Origin of the sequence: Vibrio sp. Vb0304, assembly GCF_033338995.1 — a bacterium.
In the GTDB taxonomy this organism is placed as follows: Bacteria; Pseudomonadota; Gammaproteobacteria; order Enterobacterales; family Vibrionaceae; genus Vibrio; species Vibrio alginolyticus.
On the sequence record NZ_JAWOTT010000259.1, the window covers coordinates 1 to 1,159 of the forward strand.

The 1,159-nt window shown below is 48.0% G+C and carries 1 protein-coding gene; it reads right to left on the minus strand.

Translation table 11 applies throughout. The features are described 5' to 3' along the window. Positions 1–37: 37 nt before the first annotated feature. Complete coding sequence (gene vopD / locus R7P35_RS25465) at positions 38–1,042, minus strand: type III secretion system translocon subunit VopD (protein WP_318093191.1); 1,005 nt, start codon at positions 1,040–1,042, stop codon at positions 38–40. Positions 1,043–1,159 lie beyond the last annotated feature (117 nt).

Genomic DNA, 1,159 nt, shown 5'->3' on the forward strand with positions numbered 1-1,159 from the left:
TAAACAACGCTTTGTCAGTACTAAAATAAAACAGCAATTACACTGTCGGGATAGATGCGCGCCACGCTTGGTTCTGACTATCAGAGATAGAACGGAACAGCTCACGCAACTCTTTAAGCAGCCCTTCTTGGAAGCCGATGTTCTCATCTGCTTTTTGCTTCGCTGCTTGAGCACGCGTCGCTTGCACTTCATCGTCCTTGCTGCGAGCTTGCGCTTTAGTTTGTTCAACGTTCGATGCTGAGTTTGCCATCTGTCCAAGAGCTTGAAGAATCGCGTTCTTCGCTTGGTTTGAGCTCATCAGTTTATCGAACTTGCGACCGCCGCTAGTCAATTGAGCCGTGGTGTCTGCAATGCTGTCTTTCGCTAGCGAATGTGCGCGTTTTACTTGATCTTGCTGAGTTTTTGACAAGTTACCGTTGTTCATCAACTCTTCTACTTGATCGAAGCCCGCCTTTTGCGTTTTCAGCACGTTGTTGCTTGCCATCTCGGTCTTAATTTCTTTACCCGCTTTGAACGAACCAAGCGCACCGATAATTGCTGTAGCACCCGCTAACACACCAGATACAACCGCCATCGCGATCATCGCGCTAGCAGAGTTGTTCAGCTCTGCCGCTTGGCTTTGCAAACTCGCAACGTTGGCTTCAACCGCAATTTCACGTTGAAGCACTTGCTGTTCACGGCTTAGCTTCGACACTTGGTAAAGCAGCGTCAACAAAGACAGCGATTGAGAAACCGCGTCCGAAGGTGATTTGATCACTTCTTCACCGTTCAGCACTTTCGCGGTAGTGCTCATCAGTAGATCAATCGTTGGTGCAAGCTCACCCATCAGGTTCGCAACCACTTGTGCTTGATTACTGATCGCAGGAGCTTTCGGCCCATCTAATTGATAATGACCCGCACCAGAAACGTTTGACTCACCGTTGCTTTTTAGTGCACCCGCTTCCAATTTGGTTTCTGGTGTTTTTTCTGCTTTGGTTGTTTTGATAGCGTCGCTCAAACCGTACAGTTCACCGCGACCCGTTCCACCAATTTTATCCAACATACTTACGCTCCTTAAACCGTTGCAGGACGGCTTAACACCGTTTGCATGGTTTCGCTTTTCGCCTGAATCATTTGCATGATGATGCTCATCAGCTCTTGGAAATCTTCCATCAACTTG